Source organism: Streptomyces sp. NPDC029138 (genome assembly GCF_055564375.1).
This window is the reverse complement of sequence record NZ_JBVHWM010000006.1, coordinates 77,426-96,661: the sequence shown is the minus strand read 5'-3', so window position 1 is coordinate 96,661 and position 19,236 is coordinate 77,426. Positions and strand designations below refer to the sequence as shown.

Below are 19,236 nucleotides of genomic sequence, written 5' to 3'. Positions count from 1 at the left end.
GCAGAGGACACAGTGGCAGCGACCGCCGACGAGACCGAAGAGACCACGGACGCGTCCGAACCGGATCCGGAACCGGCTCCGCGTCGGCGCCCCGGCCGGATCGCGCTGGCGGTCAGCGTCTTCGGGGAACTCCTCATCACGGCGGGCGTGCTGCTCGGCCTGTTCGTCGTCTACTCGCTGTGGTGGACGAACGTGATAGCGGACCGTAAGGCGGACCGGCAGGCCGACAAGGTGCGCGAGCACTGGGCCGAGCAGCAGGAGTCGGGTCCCGGTGCGCTCGACACCAAGGACGGCATCGGGTTCCTGCATGTGCCGGCGATGCGCAACGGCGAGGTGCTGGTCGCGAAGGGCACGGGCACGGACGTCCTCGACGACGGTGTGGCCGGCTACTACACGGACCCGGTCAAGGCGACGCTGCCCACCACCGGCAAGGACGGCAACTTCTCCGTCGCCGCCCACCGGGACGGGCACGGCGCGAAGTTCCACAACATCGACAAGCTGAGGAAGGGCGACCCGGTCGTCTTCGAGACGCGGGACGACTGGTACGTCTACAAGGTCTACTCGGTCCTCCCCGAGACCTCGAAGTACAACGTCAAGGTCCTCTCGGCCGTCCCCAAGGAGTCCGGCAAGCGGAAGCCGGGCCACTACATCACCCTGACGACCTGCACCCCCGTCTACACCTCCCGCTACCGGTACGTGGTCTGGGGGGAACTGGTCCGCGTGGAGAAGGTGGACAGCGAGCGGACGCCGCCGAAGGAGTTGCGGTGAGGTGACAGACCCTCTTCGAGGGGGCCGTCATGGTCACTTACCGCAGTACTTTGAGGCGAGCGCCGGCACCCCAGGTCTCCAGCTCCTCGCGATCCACTGTGATGACTCAGCGACGTCCACGCGGTCCACGGCCCGTGCAGCTCCGGCGAACTTCTGCATGTCCGCACTGGGGACGGTGGAGCGGCCGGCGCGGTTCTTGCACTGCACGGCGAGGGTGCGGCCGTCGGCGGTCCGGCCGGTGATGTCGATCCCGCGGTCGCTGCGGGCCTGCCGTACGACGACTTCAGTACATCCGTCACGACGGAGCAGGTCTGCCACATGGCGTTCGAGTGCTTGCCAGGTCATGCTGCTGAGCGATGCCCTGACCGGGTCAGTCGGGGTATCGCCTTCGAGTGCGTTGAGCCGCCTGTGATGCCAGCACAGCCTTTGCTCGACGTTCTCGATGTCCTGGCGTAGTGCGATGAGCTCGCGGCGGTGTTCGCTGGAGGACGCGATCAGGGCGTTGAACATCGGCACGACGGTTTTGCCGAGGATGTGGGTGATGCGGTCGTCGAGGGAGACCGGCTCTGTGTGGACCGGGTTTTCCACAGGCTGGGTACGGGCCAGGTACTCCATGTCGAGGAGGTACACACGCACCTGACGTGCGACTTCGCTGTCCCGGAGCAGCATGGCGACGTTGAGGACGGCGCGGCGGGAGAAGAGGGCGAGGGACCGGGTGTGGGACTGGATCCCACTGAGTTCCTTGAAGGAGCTCAGTTCTGAACCTGTCAAAACTCGGTACCCGTTGGCCTCCAGCTCTGCACGGTGGTCGAGTACGAGAGATCGAATGGCTTTGATGCCTACCCGGAAGTAGGTCGCCACCATCGCCGTCGTCACATGCATCCCGTCCGGCAGCAGTGACAGCACCTTGACTCTGTCGAGCACGTCCGTGCGGTCCAGCACGGTGTCGCGCAGACTCTTCGACTCAGTCAGCACCGATTCTTTGATCACGTTCTGCCCTTTCACCTCGGTCGTGGCCAGATGGCCGGGGCAGAGAGGCGATTCCCCACCCCATCCGATCGACGAGTAAGGGCATTGCGAAGACACGATCGACAGAGGCACTGCCGTGCGATCACGTCGTCAAGGAGTCCGGCAGGGAGAAGCCGGGCCACTACGTCACCCTGACGAACTGCACCCCCTGCGCTGAGAGTGCGCGTGGGCCCCTGCCGGGATGTCCCGGCAGGGGCCCACGTGAGTGCGGGGTGTGTCAGCCGCCGACGCCGCCGAAGAAGCCGCCGTCGTTGCCGCCGTTGCCGCCGTTGTTCCCGTTGATGCCGGTGGTCGTGAGGGTGATCGGGGTGGCGGCCGGGTCGTCGACCTTCTCGTTCTGCTTCGGATCCTGGGAGATGACGAACGCGGTGTCGCTTCCGTCACTGCCCTGGGCGATCTGGATGTTCGTGAAGCCGGCGGCGTTCAGAATCTGCCGGGCCACGGCGACCGTGCGGCCACGGACGTCGGGGATCTGCGTCTTCTGCTGTTCCTGCGCCTTGCCCACGTTGATCGCGACGGGCGTGTTCTTGGAGACCTGCTGGCCCGCCGGCGGGTTGGTGTTCTGGACCTTGCCGTCCTGGGCGGGGTCGGTGACCGGGGTGTCGTTGCAGGTCGGGGCCAGGCCCTTGGACTGAAGCTCGGCCTTCGCCTCGTCGCAGGACTTGCCGGTGACGTCGGGGACGGTCACCTTCACCTCGGGCTTGGCGACCGTGAGGGTGATCGTGGTGCCCTTCTCCTTGCTGGTGCCGCCCGCCGGGTCCTGGGTGATGACGACATTGGGCGTCTGGGCCGACACCTGGGTCTTCTTCTCGACCTCGAAGCCCTTCTCCTTGAGCTGGGCCTCGGCCTGGTCGAACTGGACGCCGCGGACGTCCGGCACGGTGACCTTCGGCGCGCCCGTGGAGATCACCAGGGTGACGGTGCTGTTCTTGTCGACCTTGGTGCCCTGCTCCGGGTTCTGGGAGCACACGTTGCCCGTGGCCTGGTCGTCGCAGGCCTTCTTGGTGACCGACACCTTCAGGTCGACGTTGTCGGCCATCTTGCGAGCCGTCTTCTCCGGCTGGCCCACGAACGACGGCACGGGCACCTTGCCGTCGCCCTTGCCGTCGCCGCCGAACGCGTACATGCCGATCAGGATCGCGCCGACCAGGACCAGCAGGCCCGCGACCACCAGCAGGATCGTGGAGCTGTTGGACTTCTTCTGCTGGCGGCGGCGGTCCGGGCGCTCGTCGTAGCCGTAGCCGCCGTCGTCGGGGTTCATCGGCGGGAGCATGGTGGTCGCTCCGGCGCCCGCCTCCGAGCGCAGGGCGGTCGTCGCCTGGTCGTCGGGGTAGCCGCCGTAGCCGACCGCGCCCATCGCGGCCGTGGCCGCGACCGGCTGGCCGTCCAGGCACGCCTCGATGTCGGCGCGCATCTCGTCGGCCGACTGGTAGCGGTAGTTGGGGTCCTTGACCAGCGCCTTGAGGACGATCGCGTCCATCTCGGGCGTGATCTCGGGGTCGAAGACCGACGGGGGCTGCGGTTCCTCCCGGACGTGCTGGTAGGCCACGGCCACCGGGGAGTCGCCCACGAAGGGGGGCCGTACCGTCAGCAGTTCGTAGAGCAGGCAGCCGGTCGAGTAGAGGTCCGACCGGGCGTCGACCTGCTCGCCCTTGGCCTGCTCCGGCGAGAGGTACTGGGCGGTGCCGATGACGGCCGCCGTCTGGGTCATGGTCATGCCGGCGTCGCCCATGGCGCGGGCGATGCCGAAGTCCATCACCTTGACCTGGCCGTTGCGCGTCAGCATGACGTTGGCCGGCTTGATGTCGCGGTGGACGATGCCGCTGCGGTGCGCGTACTCCAGGCCCTGGAGGATGCCGATGGTCATCTCCATCGCGCGCTCGGGCAGCAGCTTGCGGCCGGAGTGCAGCAGCTCGCGGAGCGTGGAACCGTCGACGTACTCCATCACGATGTACGGGATGGAGACTCCGTCGATGTAGTCCTCGCCCGTGTCGTAGACCGCGACGATCGCGGGATGGTTGAGCGAGGCGGCCGACTGGGCCTCCCGGCGGAACCGGGCCTGGAAGGACGGATCGCGCGCGAGGTCAGCGCGCAGCGTCTTCACCGCCACGGTGCGGCCGAGCCGGGTGTCATGCGCGAGGTAGACCTCCGCCATGCCACCGCGGCCGAGCACCTGGCCCAGCTCGTACCGGCCGCCGAGGCGACGCGGCTCTTCCATAGCTACCTACCAGCCCTCTCCGTCGGTCTCGGCCGCGCACCCCTGTGCGCGGCCGGAGGCTGCCGTCCGGGCCTACCGTACCCGGCTCGCTCTGTGTGACCTGGCCAAGCCCGTAACCCGATACAGGACCGGTATCGCAACGTGCGGCGATGTGAAGGAGGTGTGAGCGGCGTCACTTCCGGTGGCCGACGGCGGTCACTTCTTGGAGTCGATGACCGCCTCCATGACGTTCTTCGCGATCGGCGCGGCCAGGCCGCCACCGGAGATGTCGTCGCGGTTGGCGCTCTCGTCCTCGATCACCACGGCCACGGCGACCGGCGAGCTGCCGTCGCTGAGCTTGGCGTAGGAGATGAACCAGGCGTACGGGTTCTCGCTGTTCTCGACACCGTGCTGGGCGGTACCGGTCTTGCCGCCGACCGTGACGCCGTCGATCTTCGCCTTGGTACCGGTGCCCTTCTCGACCACCGTCTGCATCATGTCCTGAAGGATCTGCGCGTTCTTCGGCGACAGCGGCCGGCTCAGCTCCTCCGGCTTGGTCGTGGCGACCGGGTCCAGGTTGGAGGACTGGAGCGAGTCGACCATGTACGGCTTCATCAGCTTGCCGTCGTTGGCGACCGCCGAGGCGACCATGGCCATCTGGAGCGGGGTGGCGGCGGTGTTGTACTGGCCGATGGAGGACAGCGCGGTCTGCGACTGGTTCATGTCGTCGGAGAACACGGAGGCGCTGGAGCGGACCGGGGTGAACTGCTCGGCGTCGAAACCGAACTTCTTCGCTTCCGCGAGCATCTTGTCGTTGCCGAGGTCGGCGCCGATCTTGCCGAAGACGGTGTTGCAGGAGTACTGGAGCGCGACCCGCATGGTCGCGTTCTCGCACGGGATGTTGCCCTCGTTCTTCAGCTGGGTCGTGGTGCCCGGCATGGTCCACGGCAGCGGTGAGTCGGTCTTCTCGTCGGCCGAGGTGTACTTGCCGTTCTCCAGTGCCGCCGCGGCCGTGACCACCTTGAAGGTGGAGCCCGGCGGGTAGGTCTCGCGCAGTGCTCGGTTCAGCATCGGGTCGTTGGGGTTGTACTTCTTCTGGAGCTTCTTCCAGGCCGCGGCGTCGTCGTTGGTGTTGCCCGCGAACGACGAGGGGTCGTACGACGGGTAGGAGGCCAGCGCCAGTATCTTGCCGGTGGAGGGGTCAAGGGCGACGACCGCGCCCTTGCCGCCGCGCTGCTTCAGACCGTCGTACGCCGCCTTCTGCGCGGCCGCGTTGAGCGTGGTGACGACGTTGCCGCCCTGCTGCTCCTTGCCGGTGATCATGTCCAGCGTCTTGCGGAAGAACAGCCGGTCGTCGTCGCCGGTGAGGATGCCGTCCTCGATGGACTCCAGCTGGGTGGCGCCGAAGGCCTGCGAGGCGTAGCCGGTGACCGGTGCCCACATGGGGCCGTTCTTGTACGTCCGCTTGTACTTCAGGTCGTTCAGACCGGTCTTGCTGGTCAGGGTGGACCCGGTGATCGGGTCGCCGCCGGACACGATGATGTCGCCGCGCGGGGTGGCGTAGCGGGCGATGGTGACGCGGCGGTTGTTCGGGTCGTCCTTGAGCTTGTCGGCCCTGACGTACTGCAGGTAGTTGTCCCGCAGCAGCAGGGTGAGGACGAGGAGGCCGCAGAAGATCGCGATCCGGCGCAGGGGCTTGTTCATGACGGGCGGACCACCTGGGTCATCTCGGCGTCGGGGTTGGCGGCGGGGGCGGGCGCCGGGCGGCGGGCGGTGTCGCTGATGCGGATCAGGACGCCGATCAGCGCCCAGTTGGCGATGACCGACGAACCGCCGTAGGCGAGGAACGGCATCGTCATACCGGTCAGCGGGATGAGGCCCATGACACCGCCGGACACGACGAAGACCTGGAGCGCGAAGGCGCCGGACAGGCCGATGGCGAGCAGCTTGCCGAACGGGTCGCGGGCGGCGAGGGCGGTGCGCACGCCGCGCTCCACGATCAGGCCGTAGATCAGCAGGATCGCCATGATGCCGGCCAGGCCCAGCTCCTCGCCGAAGGTGGCGAGGATGAAGTCGGAGTTGGCGGCGAACCGGATCAGCTCGGAGTGGCCCTGGCCCCAGCCGGTGCCGAGGGTGCCGCCGGAGCCGAACGCCCACAGGGCCTGCTGGAGCTGGTCGGAGTGGATACCGGTGGCGCCGGGGGTGCGGCTGAGGGTGTACTCGCGCATCGGGTCGAGCCAGGCCTGCACACGGACCTTGATGTGCGGTTCGAAGCTGGCCACGCCGATGGCGCCGGCGGCGGACATCAGCAGACCGAAGACGATCCAGCTGGTCCGCTCGGTGGCGACGTACAGCATGATCACGAACATGCCGAAGAACAGCAGCGACGTACCGAGGTCGGTCTCGAAGACCAGGATGAGGATCGAGATCGCCCAGACGACGAGGATCGGGCCGAGGTCGCGGCCGCGCGGCAGGTACAGGCCCATGAAGCGGCGGCTGGCGAGCGCGAGCGCGTCGCGCTTGACCATCAGGTAGCCGGCGAAGAACACCGCCAGCACGATCTTGGCGAACTCACCGGGCTGGATGGTGAAGCTGCCGATCGAGATCCAGATCTTGGCGCCGTACACGTCCGCGCCGAGGCCCGGGACCAGCGGCAGGAGCAGCAGGAACAGCGCGGCCACCATGGAGATGTAGGTGTAGCGCTGGAGCGTGCGGTGGTCCTTGAGGAAGATCAGCACCGCCACGAACAGCGCGATGCCCATCGCCGTGTAGATCAGCTGGTTGGTCGCCTTGCCGCCCGCGACATGGATCTGCTGGAGCAGCTTGGACTGGTCCAGCCGCCAGATGCACACCAGCCCGAGCCCGTTGAGCAGGGTGGCGAGCGGCAGCAGCAGCGGGTCGGCGTACGGGGCGAACTTCCGTACGACGAGATGGGCGACGGCGGCCAGCAGACCGAGCCCGAGGCCGTAGCTCAGCAGGCCCGCGGGGACCTGGCCGTCGATGGCCAGGCCGACGTTCGCGTAGGCGAACACGGGGATGGCCACGGCGAAGATCAGCAGGGCCAGCTCGGTGTTGCGGCGGCTCGGCGCGCCGATCGCGCCGATCGTGGACGTGTGGTGCGTCGGCGAGTTCGTAGTACTGCTCATCGTGTGACAGGGCCTCTCACGGCTTGCCTACTGCTTACCGCACAGCGAGACGACCTTCTGCTCATCCTCCGAGAGAGTGGGGCCGGGGCTGGGGGTCGCGGACGGGGTCGTGGACGGAGACTTCGAAGGGGACGGCGGGGACGTCTTCGAGGCCGACGGGTTCGGGGTCGTGTTCGGCGTCGGGGAGGCCTTCGTCGGGGAGGCCTTGGTGAAGGCGGTCTGCGTGGTGGTGCCTGTGGAACCGCTGGTGGCGGTGGAGTTGCCGGTGCCGCCGGAGCCGTTGGTGCCGCCGGTCTTGTCCTGGCCGGTCTTGGCGTTGTCGCGCGCGCGGTCGGCCGCCTGGCGCTCGGCCTGCTTGCGGCACGCCGAGGCCTGCACGGCCAGCTCCTGCACCTTCGTCCGGGCCGCCTGGAGGCCGCCCTCCGCGATCGTCGCCTTCACCTGCTTCTGCTGGTACGGCGGCAGGTACTTGAGTTCGATCTCGGGGTGGTCCTTCTCCACCTTCGACAGCGACACCCAGGCCAGGTCCTGGCTGATGCCGCGGTACAGCGCGACGTGCTCGTCCTTGGCGCCGACGTAGTACTGGGTCTGCGTCCAGCGGTAGCCGCCGTAGAGGCCGCCGCCGACGACGGCCAGGGCGAGGACGCCGTAGAGCGAGGTCTTCAGCCATCTGCGCCGCTTGCGCGGCTTGGTGAAGTCGCCGTCGGCGTAGTCGCCGAAGCCGTCGGCCGGGATGTAGCCGGTGGTGTCGCCGGAGCCGGGCGGGCCGAACTCGCCGCCGCCGTGGCCCTGGCCCTGACGGCCCAGGTGGGAGGCGCGGCCGGCCGGGGTCTGCATGATGCCGTTGTCGTGCAGGTGGTTCTGGTTCTCGGCGACGGCGCCGACCACGACGGGCTGGTCGGACAGCTGCCCGGCGAGGGTGTCACCGGTGTCCAGGTCGAGCACGTCGGCGACGATCACCGTGATGTTGTCGGGGCCGCCACCGCGCAGCGCGAGCTGGATCAGCTCCTGCACGGTCTCCTGCGGGCCCTGGTAGCTGGCGAGGGTCTCCTCCATCGTCTGGTGGGAGACGACGCCGGACAGGCCGTCGGAGCAGATCAGATAGCGGTCGCCGGCCCGGACCTCGCGGATCGACAGGTCGGGCTCGACGTGGTCGCCGCTGCCGAGGGCACGCATCAGCAGCGAGCGCTGCGGGTGGGTGGTGGCCTCTTCCTCGGTGATCCGGCCCTCGTCCACGAGCCGCTGCACCCAGGTGTGGTCCTGGGTGATCTGGGTGAGCACACCGTCACGGAGCAGATACGCGCGCGAGTCGCCGACGTGCACGAGACCGAGCCGCTGCCCGGTCCACAGCAGCGCCGTGAGCGTCGTACCCATGCCTTCGAGCTGGGGGTCCTCCTCGACCATGGCGCGCAGCTGGTCGTTGGCGCGCTGCACGGCCTGGCCGAGGGAGGTGAGGATGTCGGAGCCGGGCACGTCGTCGTCGAGCGTGACCAGGGTGGAGATGACCTCGGAGGAGGCGACCTCGCCCGCGGCCTGGCCGCCCATGCCGTCGGCGATGGCGAGCAGGCGCGGACCGGCGTAACCGGAGTCCTCGTTGCCCTCCCGGATCATGCCTTTGTGCGATCCGGCGGCAAAGCGCAGTGACAGACTCATGCGCACCTCGCCCGTCGGCTCCGGGTACAGCCGGTCGTGTCGAGCCACACTGCCCACCCTCCGGTTGGGAGCGCGCCGGAGACCGGGTGGCGGCCTGCCGCTGCGTGCTCGCTCCGCTCGCGCTCATTCATGACGTAGCACTACTTCCGCAGCTCGATTGCGGTCTTGCCGATGCGGATCGGCGCGCCCAGCGGGATCGGTGTGGGGGTCGTCAGCCGGGACCGGTCCAGGTAGGTGCCGTTGGTGGAGCCGAGATCCTCGATGATCCACTGGCCGTCACGGTCCGGGTAGATCCTGGCATGGCGGCTGGAGGCGTAGTCGTCGTCCAGCACGATCGTGGAGTCGTGCGCCCGGCCCAGGGTGATGGTCTGGCCCTGGAGCGCGACGGTGGTGCCGGTCAGTGTGCCCTCGGTCACGACCAGCTTGGTGGGGGCGTTGCGGCCGCGCCGGCCGCCGCCCTGCTGGCCGCGCTGCGGCGGGGGCGCGGCCTGCTGCCGGGTCTGCTGCCGGCCCGGCTGCTGCGGCGGCCGGGCCGCCTCCCTACGCGATCCGCGCTGGGTGACGCGCGTACCGAACAGGTCGCTCCGGATGACCTGCACGGCCACGATCACGAACAGCCACAGTACGGCCAGGAAACCCAGCCGCATGACCGTGAGGGTCAGCTCTGACATTGCCCCCGCTTCACCCTTCGGCTTGCCTATAGATAACGGTGGTGCTGCCCACGACGATCCGCGAGCCGTCGCGGAGCGTAGCGCGGGTGGTGTGCTGCCCGTCCACCACGATGCCGTTGGTGGAGCCGAGATCCTGGATCGTCGAGGGCGTTCCGGTCCGGATCTCGCAGTGCCGGCGGGACACGCCGGGGTCGTCGATCCGCACGTCGGCGTCGGTGCTGCGGCCCAGCACGAGCGTCGGGCGGGAGATCTGGTGGCGGGTGCCGTTGATCTCGATCCAGTAGCGGGTGCGCGCGCCGCTCATCGGGGCCGCGGCCGGCCGCTGTGTGGCGGGCTGCGGGTAGCCGTACCCGCCGGGGCGGGTGCCGGGCGGCGGTGCGGACGGCATCGGGGGCGCGCCGGCGGGCGGGGCGGCCGGCGGGTAGCCGTAACCGCCGGGGGCGCCCGCCGCGGGGCGGCCGGCCGCCGGGGCGCCGGGAGTCTGCGGGGCCCCCTGCTGGTTGCTGGAGGAGGCGAGGGTGCGCGAGCGCACCCGGTACAGGCCGGTGTCCAGGTCGTCGGCCTTCTCCAGGTTGACCTTGATCGGGCCCATGAAGGTGTAGCGCTGCTGCTTGGCGTAGTCGCGCACCATGCCGGCCAGCTCGTCGCCGAGCTGCCCGGAGTAGGGGCTGAGGCGCTCGTAGTCCGGCGCGCTCAGCTCCACGATGAAGTCGTTGGGCACGACGGTCCGGTCACGGTTCCAGATGGTCGCGTTGTTGTCGCACTCCCGCTGGAGCGCTCCGGCGATCTCCACGGGCTGGACCTCGGACTTGAAGACCTTGGCGAAGGTGCCGTTCACCAGACCTTCGAGACGCTGCTCGAACTTCTTCAGGACTCCCATGGGGCACCTCCTCCGTCCCTGCCGTCGTCTTGCCTGCTCTGTGCCGCTGCCTTGGCCGCTGTTCGGCCGCTGCTTGGGCGGCTGCCTTGCCGGGTACTGCTGGTACTGCTTACTGATCGTATCTACGCGCCCGCCAATCAGCCGGTTCCCCCAGCGGCTCCCCTTCGAACTCCTGGGTGCGTGTCCTGCTGCCATGGATCGTAGAGGCGGGTGAAGACCAGTGTCCCGCACCCGGCTGTGGACCCGGTCCGCCTCCCGGGGAGATGGCCTGGACCGGTACGAGGTTGATACGAGAAGCGCGTCTCCTTGATACGTCCGGCGTTCGGTGGGTGCGTCGTTGATGCGCGCGCCGGGTGTGCCGGGGGCGGTGGCCGGGGGGTCGGGCCCGGCGGGAAGCGATGTGAATCCACCCCCTACGACGTGCTAATGTTCTGGGTGTCGGAAGGGGCCGGGCCGAAAGGGCCGGAGCCGGAAGACACACCCAATGCGCGGGTGGCGGAATAGGCAGACGCGCTGGATTCAGGTTCCAGTGCCCGCAAGGGCGTGGGGGTTCAACTCCCCCCTCGCGCACACAGAGGCTACGGGCCCACCGTGAAAACGGTGGGCCCGTAGTCGTATTGCGGCTGAGCCGTGATGTGAGGAAGCTCTCAGGGTCGTGAGCCGGGGTGGATCGCGGTCGTGGTCCCGGTCCTGATCGCCGTCGTCCGTCGTGCGTGGTGTGTCGTGCGTCGTGTGACACGACGGCAGGAGGCGGGCCGGGCGAGGGCCGTCGGACGGTCCGGTGCCCCGGAGTTGTCCACAGGATCTGACGCGTTCCGGCCACCGGTTGTACGGTCTCCCCGAGTTGATGTTCGTACCGCCGCCTGTTCGGAGGCGGGCGGGCCGTGCGGGGGAGGCGGTCGCGGTGACCGGAACCGGTGTGGGAGCGACGGACGCGGCGGACCGGGGCGCGCGCCGCCTGCCCCGCGTGCGCGGGTTCGCCGAGTGGCCGCCGCAGGGCTCGCCGAAGGAGGAGGGCAAGGCACTCCGGTCGAGCGTGCCGCGCTCCGCCCACCGCACGCTGGACCTGGCCACCGCCCGCCCCGACGCGGTGAGCGCGGTGGCCGAGTCCAACGCCGGCCGCATCCCCGAGCTGACCCCGCTCCGTGTGGGCCGGATGGCGGCCACCCCCTTCGCCTTCCTGCGCGGCTCGGCCGGACTCATGGCGTACGACCTCGCGCGCACCCCCACGACCAGGATCGGCACCCAGATCTGCGGTGACGCCCACGCGGCGAACTTCGGGCTGTACGGCGACGCCCGCGGCGACCTCGTCATCGACCTCAACGACTTCGACGAGACCGTGCGCGGCCCCTGGGAGTGGGACCTCAAGCGGCTCGCGGCCTCGCTGGTGCTCGCCGGCCGCGAGGCGGGCGCCGACGAGGACACCTGCCGCGCCGCGGCCCGGGACGCGGCCGGCGCCTACCGCCGCACCATGCGGCTGCTCGCCAAGCTGCCCGTGCTCGACGCCTGGAACGCCATCGCGGACGAGGAGCTGGTCTCCCACACCGACGCCCACGACCTGCTCGGCACGCTCCAGCGGGTCTCCGAGAAGGCCCGGGCCAACACCAGCGGGCGGTTCGCCGCGAAGTCGACCGAGTCGCTGCCGGACGGCGGACGCCGGTTCGTGCCCGCCCCGCCGGTGCTGCGCCGCATACCGGACGCGGAGGCCGCCGCGGTCGCCGCCTCCCTGGAGTCGTACGTCGACACCCTCGGTGAGGACCGCCACCCCCTGCTCGCCCGGCACGCCGTGCACGACGTCGCCTTCCGGGTGGTCGGCACCGGCAGCGTCGGCACCCGGTCCTACGTCGTCCTGCTCCTCGACCACCGCGGTGAGCCCCTGGTCCTCCAGGTCAAGGAGGCCCGCCCCTCCGCGCTCGTCCCGCACCTGGTCACGGCCGGTTTCGAGGCGGCCGCGGTGCCGCACGAGGGGCGCCGGGTGGTCCTCGGGCAGAAGCGGATGCAGGTCGTCAGCGACACCTTGCTCGGCTGGACCACCGTCGAGGGGCGCCCGTACCAGGTGCGGCAGTTCCGCAACCGCAAGGGCAGCGTCGACCCGGCCGCCCTCGCCGCCGACCAGATCGACGACTACGGCCGCATGACCGGCGCCCTGCTGGCCCGCGCCCACTCCCACAGCGCCGACCCCCGCCTGATCGCCGGTTACTGCGGCAAGAACGAGGAGCTGGACGAGGCGATGGCCGCGTTCGCCGTCGCCTACGCGGACCGCACGGAGGCGGACCACGCCGAACTGGTCGTGGGGATCAGAGCGGGACGGATCGAGGCGGAGCCGGGGGCGTGACGGGGGTGTGACGGCGGGACCGGAACCCCTTCGGCGCGCCGCCGCCCGGTCCGACCACGACGACACGACGGCTACGCTGGGCGGGTGACGACCCCGGAGCCCGACCAGTCCCAGGCCCCCCGCCCCGAGGAACGGCTCGAACAGGCCGTACGGGCCGCCGAGCACGCGTTGATCGAGTACGAGATCGCCGTGGAGACCTTCCGCGTCGAGGTCGAGAACTTCGCCCGCCTCCACGAACAGCGACTCGGCCCGCTCTACGCCCGCATCGAGGAACTGGACGCGGAGATCGCCGAGGCGAAGGCCGCCCGCACCGGCGACCCCGAGGACGTCCGCCGCGCCGCGGAGGCCCGGGCCCAGGTGATGCCGATCCCGGGCGTGGAGGAGCTGCTGCACGGCTGGATGGACGGCGACGGCCTGTTCCCGGAGGCCGTCGCCATGCTCACCGACCAGCCGGTACGGCCCCCGCAGCGGGTGCGGCCCAGCGAGGAGGCCCGCAAGCTCTACCGCGAGCTGGCCCGCAAGGCCCACCCCGACCTGGCCCAGGAGGAAGGGGAGCAGAAGCGGCGCGAGGAGTTCCTCAGCCGGGTCAACGCCGCCTATGCCCGGGGCGACGAGACCCTGCTCAGGGAGCTGGCCGAGGAGTGGGCCGCCGGACCGGTGCCGCCCGAGCGCCGTCCGAGCCCCGCCGAGGAGCTGTACGCCCGCCTCGAATGGCTCGCCCAGCGCAAGGAGCTGCTCACTCTCGTCGCCCGCGAACTGGAGGAAGGCGCGATCGCCGGCATGCTCCGCCTCGCCCCGGACGACCCGGACGGGCTGCTCGACGAGATCGCCGACCGGCTGCGCGCCGACATCGCCCAGCGGGAGGCGGATCTGGCCGCCCTGCTGGGCCAGGCCTGACCCACCCGTCGCTTCGGGTAGCGTCGGAGCCATGAACTTCGGAGCTGGTGTGCCCACGGTCCAGGTCACGGACCTCAAGGACGGCGACTTCCTGCTGGACGTCCGCGAGGACGACGAGTGGCAGGCGGGCCACGCCGAGGGAGCCCTGCACATTCCCCTCAGCGAGTTCGTGGCCCGCTACGGCGAACTGACCGAGGCCGCCCCGCAGGACGGCCGCGTCCACGTCATCTGCCGCTCGGGCGCCCGCTCCGCCCAGGTCACCATGTACCTGGCCCAGCAGGGCATCGACGCGGTGAACGTCGACGGCGGCATGCAGCACTGGCAGACCGCCGGCCGCCCGGTCGTCACCGACGACGGCAAGCCGGGCTTCGTCCTGTAACCCCAGGCCTTCCGCGCCCGTGTCAGGCGAGGGGATGGGTGGCCAGCAGGTCGCCCAGCCTCTCCTCGTACGCCGCCGCCGGGCCGAGCGACAGTTCCAGGTGCTTGGCCCAGGCGTGATAGCGGTGCAGCGGGTAGTCGGTGTCCGCGCCGAAGCCGCCGTGCAGATGCTGTGCCGTCTGCACCACCCGTCGTACCCCCTCCGCCGCCCAGATCTTCGCCACCGCGATGTCCCCGGCGGCGGGCAGCGCCCCGGGCGCCCCCGAGGCGATCCGCCAGGCGGCCTGCCACAGGGTGGCCTCCATGGCGCGCAGGTCGATGTACCGGTCCGCGGCCTGCACGGCCACCGCCTGGAACGTCGCGATCGGATACCCGAACTGCTCCCGCTTGCCGGTGTACTCACCGGTCATCCGCAGCACCCGCTCACCCAGCCCCAGCGCCAGCGCGCACGTGCCCGTCACCAGCAGCGCGTGCAGCCACTCCCAGGCGCCGTCGGCCTCGATCACCTCGCCCGGCGCGACCCGCACGGACCGCAGCCGCAGCTCGGCCAGCCGCTCACCGCTGGTGGAGACCTGCTCGGCGAGCACCAGCCCGTCCGCCTCGCGCGGCACCAGTGCCAGCACGGTCCGCTCACCGGCCGTGCCCTCAATGTGCGCCGGTACGACGACCAGGTCAGCGTCGAACGCCCATGGCACCGCCGTCTGCACCCCGTCCAGCAGCCAGGCCCGCCCCTCCCGCCGTGCGGTGACGGCCAGCTCGGCCGGGTCGTGGCCGGTACGGCCCTGTCCCGCGACGGTCAGCACCAGCTCACCCCGGCCCGCCCGGGCGAGCAGCCGGTCCGCCTGCTCCGGGCCGCCGAAGGCCTGCACGGCCGCCGCGGCGGCGCAGTGCTCCAGCAGCGGCACCCGGGCGAGCACCCGGCCGGCCTCGCGCAGCACCAGGCACAGCGCGATCGCGTCCAGGCCCGCCCCGCCGTACGCCTCGGCCAGCAGCAGGCTCAGCAGGTCCGCGTCGGCGAGCCGGGACCACAGCGCCCGGTCGAAGCCCTCGGCCACGGCGCCCGTGGTGAGCGCCGGGCTGGGCACCGCGTCCGGCGCGACGCCGGCGAGCACTCCGCGCGCCGCCTCGGCCGCCGCCCGCTGCTCCTCGCTGAAGGTGAAGTCCACGGCCTGTCCTCCTGGCGGGTCCGGTGATCCGGTCGTCCGGTCCGGTCGTCCGGTCATCCGATCGTCCGGTCCGGTCGTCCGGTCGTCCGACGGTTTCCCGGTCCTGATGTCTGACGACCCGTCAAGATAGAACAGGTTCTAGGAGAAGGGAACGGTCGTGCGGCCCCTCAGCGGTCGAAGTCCAGCTCCACCCTTTCCGTCAGCGGATGCGACTGGCAGGCCAGCACATACCCGGCCTCCGTCTCCTCCGTCTCCAGCGCGAAGTTGCGGTCCATGCGCACCTCGCCCGCGACCAGGAAGGCCCGGCACGTCCCGCACACCCCGCCCTTGCAGGCGTAGGGCGCGTCGGACCGGTTGCGCAGCACCGCCTCCAGCAGCGACTCGCCCTCCCGCACCGGCCAGGTGCCGCCGCGACCGTCGAGCCGCGCGGTCACGGTGCTGTGTGCGGGCGCCGGAGCCGTGGCCGCCGGGGCCGAGCCCGCGTCCACGTGGAAGATCTCCTGGTGGATCCGGTCCCGGGCCACGCCCAGCCCGCGCAGCGCCTGCTCCGCGCCCCGCACCAGCCCGTACGGCCCGCACAGGAACCAGCCCGCCACCTGCTCCACCGGCAGCAGCGCGGGCAGCAGCCCGGCGAGCCGGTCCCGGTCGAGCCGGCCGGACGGCAGGCCCGCCTGCTGTTCCTCCCGGGAGAGCACGGTCACCAGCTGAAGCCGCTCCGGGTAGCGGTCCTTCAGGTCGGCGACCTCCTCCAGGAACATCGTCGAGGCGGCCGTACGGTCGCTGCGTATCAGACAGAACCGGGCCGCCGGCTCGCGCGCCAGCAGTGTGGCGACGATGGACAGCACCGGGGTGATGCCGCTGCCGCCGACGACCGCCGCGTACAGGCCCGGCGCCGGTTCCAGTGTGAAGCGGCCCGCCGGGGTCATCACCTCCAGCTCGTCGCCGACGTTGATCTCCTTCAGCGCGTACGCCGAGAAGGCCCCGCCCTCGACCAGCCGCACCCCCACGCGCAGGCTCTCCGGGCCCTCACCGGCCGGGTCGGGGGCGGGGGAGCAGATCGAGTAGGTGCGCCGGATCTCCGTGCCGTCGACCCGGCGGCGCAGCGCGAGATGCTGGCCGGGTGCGTGCCGGTACTCCTCGCGCAGCTCGGGCGGGACGGAGAGGGTGAGGGCGACGGAGTCGTCGGTGAGCCGGTCGACCGCGGCCACCGGGAGCGGGTGGAAGCGGGCCATCACAACTCCTTGAAGTGGTCGAACGGTTCACGGCAGGCCAGGCAGCGGCGCAGCGCCTTGCACGCGGTGGAGGAGAACCGGCTCAGCAGCTCGGTGTCGGCCGATCCGCAGTGCGGGCAGCGGATCGGGTCGGGCGCGGTGTCCGCGGTGGCCGTGGCCGCCGTGGTCTCCGTGGCATGCGTGCCCTGTGTGGCCGGCGTGGCAGGCGCGGCCTGCGCGCGGGTCGGGCCCAGGGTCAGCGGCACCGGGCCGCTGTCGTGGCGCACGCGCGGCGGGGCGATGCCGAACTCGCGGAGTTTCTCGCGTCCTTCGGGGGTGATGTCGTCGGTGGACCAGGCGGGGCTGAGCACCCTGCGCACGGTGACCTCGCGCATGCCGTGGGCGCGCAGCACACGCTCGATGTCGAGACTCATCGCCTCGACGGCCGGGCAGCCGGTGTAGGTGGGGGTCAGGTCGACCTCCACCGCGTCGCCGCCGTGGACGTGCACCGCGCGGAGCACGCCCAGCTCGCGCAGGGTGAGCACCGGCAGCTCGGGGTCGGGCACCGCGCCGGCCAGCTCCAGCAGCCGCTCCTCCAGAGCGGTGGCGGTCACCATGAGGCCCCCGGGTGGCTGCGGTGCAGGTGCTGCATCTCGGCGAGCATCCGGCCGAACGGCTCGGTGTGCAGGCCCTGCCGGCCGGCGCCCGCCGACCAGGCTCCGGTGCGCGGGCCCTCCGGCACCGGGAGGGTGGCTCGGCCGAGCACGTCCGTCACGGACTCCAGCCAGCGTTCCTCCAGGCGCGCCCAGTCGGCGGTCAGGCCCTCCACCGGCTGGAACATCTCGCCGGTGAACCGCCACAGCGCGTCGCAGGCCCGCCGCATCCGCTCATGGCTGGTCTCGGTGCCGTCGCCGAGCCGCAGCGTCCACTGCTCGGCGTGGTCGCGGTGGTAGGCGACCTCCTTGACCGCCTTCGCGGCCAGCGGAGCGAACGGGCCGTCGCCTGCGGCGAGTTCGCTGTAGAGCAGTTGCTGGTAGGTGGAGAAGTACAGCTGGCGGGCGATGGTGTGCGCGAAGTCGCCGTTCGGCTGCTCGACCAACTGGAGGTTGCGGAAGGCGCGTTCCTCGCGCAGATAGGCCAGTTCGTCCTCGTCGCCGGCCAGGGACAGCAGGACACGCGCCTGGCCGAGCAGGTCCAGGGCGATGTTGGCGAGGGCGACCTCCTCCTCCAGGACGGGGGCGTGCCCGGCCCACTCCCCCAGGCGGTGGGAGAGCACCAGGGCGTCGTCGCCGAGGGCGAGCGCGGCGGTCACCGGGAGGGGGCCGGTGCCGGAGTCGGCGGCGGGGCGGGCCGTGGGGCCGGTGGCGGTCACAGGTGCTTCACCCCTTCCGGGATGTCGTAGAAGGTCGGGTGCCGGTAGGGCTTGTCGGCGGCCGGCTCGAAGAACGGGTCCTTCTCGTCCGGCGAGGACGCGGTGATCGCGGCGGCCGGGACGACCCAGATGGAGACGCCCTCGCCGCGCCGGGTGTACAGGTCGCGGGCGTTGCGCAGGGCCAGCTCGGCGTCGGGCGCGTGCAGGCTGCCGGCGTGGGTGTGGGAGAGGCCGCGCCGGGAGCGCACGAAGACCTCCCACAGGGGCCAGTCGGTGGTGCTCATGCTCGCGTCGCTCCTGTCTCACCGGTGCCGCCGGTGTGCTTGGCCGCGTAGGCCGCGGCCGCTTCCCGTACCCAGGCGCCCTCGTCGTGGGCAGTTCTGCGCTGGGTGATCCGCTGTTCGTTGCAGGGGCCGTTGCCCTTGAGGACCTCCCAGAACTCCGTCCAGTCGATCGGGCCGAAGTCGTAGTGCCCCCGCTCCTCGTTCCACCGCAGCTCCGGGTCGGGGAGGGTGAGGCCCAGGGACTCGGCCTGCGGGACGCAGATGTCCACGAAGCGCTGGCGCAGCTCGTCGTTGGAGTGGCGCTTGATCTTCCACTCCATCGACTGCGCGGAGTGCTGGGACTCGTCGTCGGGCGGACCGAACATCATCAGCGACGGCCACCACCAGCGGTTCACGGCGTCCTGGGCCATGGCGTGCTGCTCGGGGGTGCCCTTGCTGAGGGCCAGCAGCAGCTCGTAGCCCTGGCGCTGGTGGAAGGACTCCTCCTTGCAGATCCGCACCATCGCGCGGGCGTACGGGCCGTAGGAGCAGCGGCACAGGGGGACCTGGTTGGTGATCGCGGCGCCGTCCACCAGCCAGCCGATCGCGCCGACGTCGGCCCAGGTCAGGGTGGGGTAGTTGAAGATCGAGGAGTACTTCTGGCGGCCGCTGTGCAGCTTGTCGAGCAGCTCGTCGCGGCTGGTGCCGAGGGTCTCGGCCGCGCTGTACAGGTACAGGCCGTGGCCGGCCTCGTCCTGGACCTTGGCCATCAGGATCGCCTTTCGGCGCAGGGAGGGCGCGCGGGTGATCCAGTTGGCCTCCGGCTGCATGCCGATGATCTCCGAGTGCGCGTGCTGGGCGATCTGCCGGACGAGGGTCGCGCGGTAGGCGTCGGGCATCCAGTCGCGTGGTTCGATCCGTTCGTCGGCGGCCACGGCCGCGTCGAAGGCGCGCTGGTAGGCCGTCGTGTCGACGGTGTCCGGTGCGCCGTCCGCCTCGGTACGGGCCGTGCGCTGCGCGGCTGCTGTGGCCATGCGATCCCCCTGACCTCGGGCTCTGCGGTGAACTCTGTCCGATCGACGGGTCCCGACCGGTGTCCCGACCGATCGTTCGGTCCGTGCGTAGTCCATGGTGTGCCGGGCCGCGATGGGTGTCAACCGCTGTGGAAAACTGCGCCCACAGCCTGTGGACAACGGTGGGCAAGGCACGGGAGGCCGCACCGCGGCCCGCGCCAGGGGCCGTACCGCGTGGCGAGGACCACCGCGGTCGG

General features: G+C 70.9%; 17 protein-coding genes and 1 tRNA gene. 5 read left to right on the top strand and 13 right to left on the bottom strand.

Features of this window, described 5'->3' with window-relative positions; all coding sequences use genetic code 11:
* Nucleotides 1-12: 12 nt before the first annotated feature.
* Nucleotides 13-768: a class E sortase gene (locus tag ACZ4WH_RS08715; RefSeq protein WP_468178047.1), complete on the top strand. Its 756-nt coding sequence runs from the start codon at nt 13-15 to the stop codon at nt 766-768.
* A gap of 33 nt (nt 769-801) precedes the next feature.
* On the opposite strand, the gene ACZ4WH_RS08710 is transcribed toward ACZ4WH_RS08715, so the two are convergent.
* The 7 genes from ACZ4WH_RS08710 to ACZ4WH_RS08680 form a co-directional block, all read right to left on the bottom strand.
* Nucleotides 802-1,758, bottom strand: coding sequence for a restriction endonuclease (locus ACZ4WH_RS08710; protein ID WP_468178045.1), 957 nt, complete (start codon nt 1,756-1,758; stop codon nt 802-804).
* Nucleotides 1,759-2,014: 256 nt separating this feature from the next.
* Nucleotides 2,015-4,015 carry a Stk1 family PASTA domain-containing Ser/Thr kinase gene (pknB, locus tag ACZ4WH_RS08705; protein WP_468178042.1) on the bottom strand — a complete coding sequence of 667 codons (2,001 nt, stop codon included), beginning with the start codon at nt 4,013-4,015 and terminating at the stop codon, nt 2,015-2,017.
* 195 nt (nt 4,016-4,210) lie between these two features.
* Nucleotides 4,211-5,698 carry a peptidoglycan D,D-transpeptidase FtsI family protein gene (locus ACZ4WH_RS08700; RefSeq protein ID WP_468178040.1) on the bottom strand — a complete coding sequence of 496 codons (1,488 nt, stop codon included), beginning with the start codon at nt 5,696-5,698 and terminating at the stop codon, nt 4,211-4,213.
* Entirely contained in the window at nt 5,695-7,140 is a 1,446-nt protein-coding gene (locus ACZ4WH_RS08695; RefSeq protein WP_468178038.1) for an FtsW/RodA/SpoVE family cell cycle protein, read from the bottom strand. Before ACZ4WH_RS08695 ends, ACZ4WH_RS08700 begins: the two co-directional genes overlap by 4 nt.
* A 27-nt stretch (nt 7,141-7,167) precedes the next feature.
* Nucleotides 7,168-8,793, bottom strand: coding sequence for a Stp1/IreP family PP2C-type Ser/Thr phosphatase (locus tag ACZ4WH_RS08690; protein ID WP_468178309.1), 1,626 nt, complete (start codon nt 8,791-8,793; stop codon nt 7,168-7,170).
* 140 nt (nt 8,794-8,933) lie between these two features.
* Nucleotides 8,934-9,464, bottom strand: coding sequence for an FHA domain-containing protein FhaB/FipA (locus tag ACZ4WH_RS08685; RefSeq protein ID WP_468178036.1), 531 nt, complete (start codon nt 9,462-9,464; stop codon nt 8,934-8,936).
* Nucleotides 9,465-9,474: 10 nt separating this feature from the next.
* A complete protein-coding gene (locus tag ACZ4WH_RS08680) occupies nt 9,475-10,344 on the bottom strand; it encodes an FhaA domain-containing protein (RefSeq protein ID WP_468178034.1) in 870 nt (289 codons plus the stop codon).
* 486 nt (nt 10,345-10,830) lie between these two features.
* On the opposite strand from ACZ4WH_RS08680, the gene ACZ4WH_RS08675 reads away from it, so the two are divergent.
* The 4 genes from ACZ4WH_RS08675 to ACZ4WH_RS08660 all read left to right on the top strand — a co-directional run bounded on the left by ACZ4WH_RS08675 (nt 10,831) and on the right by ACZ4WH_RS08660 (nt 13,955).
* A tRNA-Leu gene (locus ACZ4WH_RS08675) sits at nt 10,831-10,914 on the top strand.
* 334 nt (nt 10,915-11,248) lie between these two features.
* Complete coding sequence (locus ACZ4WH_RS08670) at nt 11,249-12,679, top strand: DUF2252 domain-containing protein (RefSeq protein ID WP_468178032.1); 1,431 nt, start codon at nt 11,249-11,251, stop codon at nt 12,677-12,679.
* Between the two features lie 84 nt (nt 12,680-12,763).
* Nucleotides 12,764-13,576: a hypothetical protein gene (locus tag ACZ4WH_RS08665; RefSeq protein ID WP_468178029.1), complete on the top strand. Its 813-nt coding sequence runs from the start codon at nt 12,764-12,766 to the stop codon at nt 13,574-13,576.
* Between the two features lie 49 nt (nt 13,577-13,625).
* Entirely contained in the window at nt 13,626-13,955 is a 330-nt protein-coding gene (locus ACZ4WH_RS08660; protein WP_468178307.1) for a rhodanese-like domain-containing protein, read from the top strand.
* A 22-nt stretch (nt 13,956-13,977) separates the two neighbouring features.
* Here the strand turns inward: ACZ4WH_RS08660 and ACZ4WH_RS08655 are convergent, their stop codons facing one another.
* From ACZ4WH_RS08655 to paaA, 6 genes are all read right to left on the bottom strand, one after another.
* Nucleotides 13,978-15,120, bottom strand: coding sequence for an acyl-CoA dehydrogenase family protein (locus ACZ4WH_RS08655; protein ID WP_468178027.1), 1,143 nt, complete (start codon nt 15,118-15,120; stop codon nt 13,978-13,980).
* 167 nt (nt 15,121-15,287) lie between these two features.
* Nucleotides 15,288-16,352: a 2Fe-2S iron-sulfur cluster-binding protein gene (locus ACZ4WH_RS08650; protein WP_468178025.1), complete on the bottom strand. Its 1,065-nt coding sequence runs from the start codon at nt 16,350-16,352 to the stop codon at nt 15,288-15,290.
* Nucleotides 16,352-16,948, bottom strand: a complete 597-nt coding sequence (gene paaD, locus ACZ4WH_RS08645) for a 1,2-phenylacetyl-CoA epoxidase subunit PaaD (RefSeq protein WP_468178023.1) — start codon at nt 16,946-16,948, stop codon at nt 16,352-16,354. The genes ACZ4WH_RS08650 and paaD overlap by 1 nt, the downstream gene beginning before the upstream one ends.
* Nucleotides 16,942-17,643, bottom strand: a complete 702-nt coding sequence (gene paaC / locus ACZ4WH_RS08640) for a 1,2-phenylacetyl-CoA epoxidase subunit PaaC (protein WP_468178305.1) — start codon at nt 17,641-17,643, stop codon at nt 16,942-16,944. Before paaC ends, paaD begins: the two co-directional genes overlap by 7 nt.
* 56 nt (nt 17,644-17,699) lie before the next feature.
* Nucleotides 17,700-17,987 carry a 1,2-phenylacetyl-CoA epoxidase subunit PaaB gene (gene paaB, locus ACZ4WH_RS08635; RefSeq protein WP_030640248.1) on the bottom strand — a complete coding sequence of 96 codons (288 nt, stop codon included), beginning with the start codon at nt 17,985-17,987 and terminating at the stop codon, nt 17,700-17,702.
* The gene (paaA, locus tag ACZ4WH_RS08630) at nt 17,984-19,000 is read right to left on the bottom strand and encodes a 1,2-phenylacetyl-CoA epoxidase subunit PaaA (RefSeq protein WP_468178021.1); all 1,017 of its coding nucleotides are present in this window, start codon (nt 18,998-19,000) and stop codon (nt 17,984-17,986) included. The genes paaB and paaA overlap by 4 nt, the downstream gene beginning before the upstream one ends.
* Nucleotides 19,001-19,236 lie beyond the last annotated feature (236 nt).

What these genes read in the sequence shown, in the direction of transcription:
- ACZ4WH_RS08695 (WP_468178038.1), bottom strand. Translation starts at nt 7,140, where the DNA reads ATGAGCAGTACTACGAACTCGCCGACGCACCACACGTCCACGATCGGC.
- ACZ4WH_RS08685 (WP_468178036.1), bottom strand. Translation starts at nt 9,464, where the DNA reads ATGTCAGAGCTGACCCTCACGGTCATGCGGCTGGGTTTCCTGGCCGTA.
- ACZ4WH_RS08650 (WP_468178025.1), bottom strand. Translation starts at nt 16,352, where the DNA reads ATGGCCCGCTTCCACCCGCTCCCGGTGGCCGCGGTCGACCGGCTCACC.
- paaD (WP_468178023.1), bottom strand. Translation starts at nt 16,948, where the DNA reads ATGGTGACCGCCACCGCTCTGGAGGAGCGGCTGCTGGAGCTGGCCGGC.
- paaB (WP_030640248.1), bottom strand. Translation starts at nt 17,987, where the DNA reads ATGAGCACCACCGACTGGCCCCTGTGGGAGGTCTTCGTGCGCTCCCGG.
- ACZ4WH_RS08700 (WP_468178040.1), bottom strand. Translation starts at nt 5,698, where the DNA reads ATGAACAAGCCCCTGCGCCGGATCGCGATCTTCTGCGGCCTCCTCGTC.
- pknB (WP_468178042.1), bottom strand. Translation starts at nt 4,015, where the DNA reads ATGGAAGAGCCGCGTCGCCTCGGCGGCCGGTACGAGCTGGGCCAGGTG.
- ACZ4WH_RS08690 (WP_468178309.1), bottom strand. Translation starts at nt 8,793, where the DNA reads ATGAGTCTGTCACTGCGCTTTGCCGCCGGATCGCACAAAGGCATGATC.
- paaA (WP_468178021.1), bottom strand. Translation starts at nt 19,000, where the DNA reads ATGGCCACAGCAGCCGCGCAGCGCACGGCCCGTACCGAGGCGGACGGC.
- ACZ4WH_RS08680 (WP_468178034.1), bottom strand. Translation starts at nt 10,344, where the DNA reads ATGGGAGTCCTGAAGAAGTTCGAGCAGCGTCTCGAAGGTCTGGTGAAC.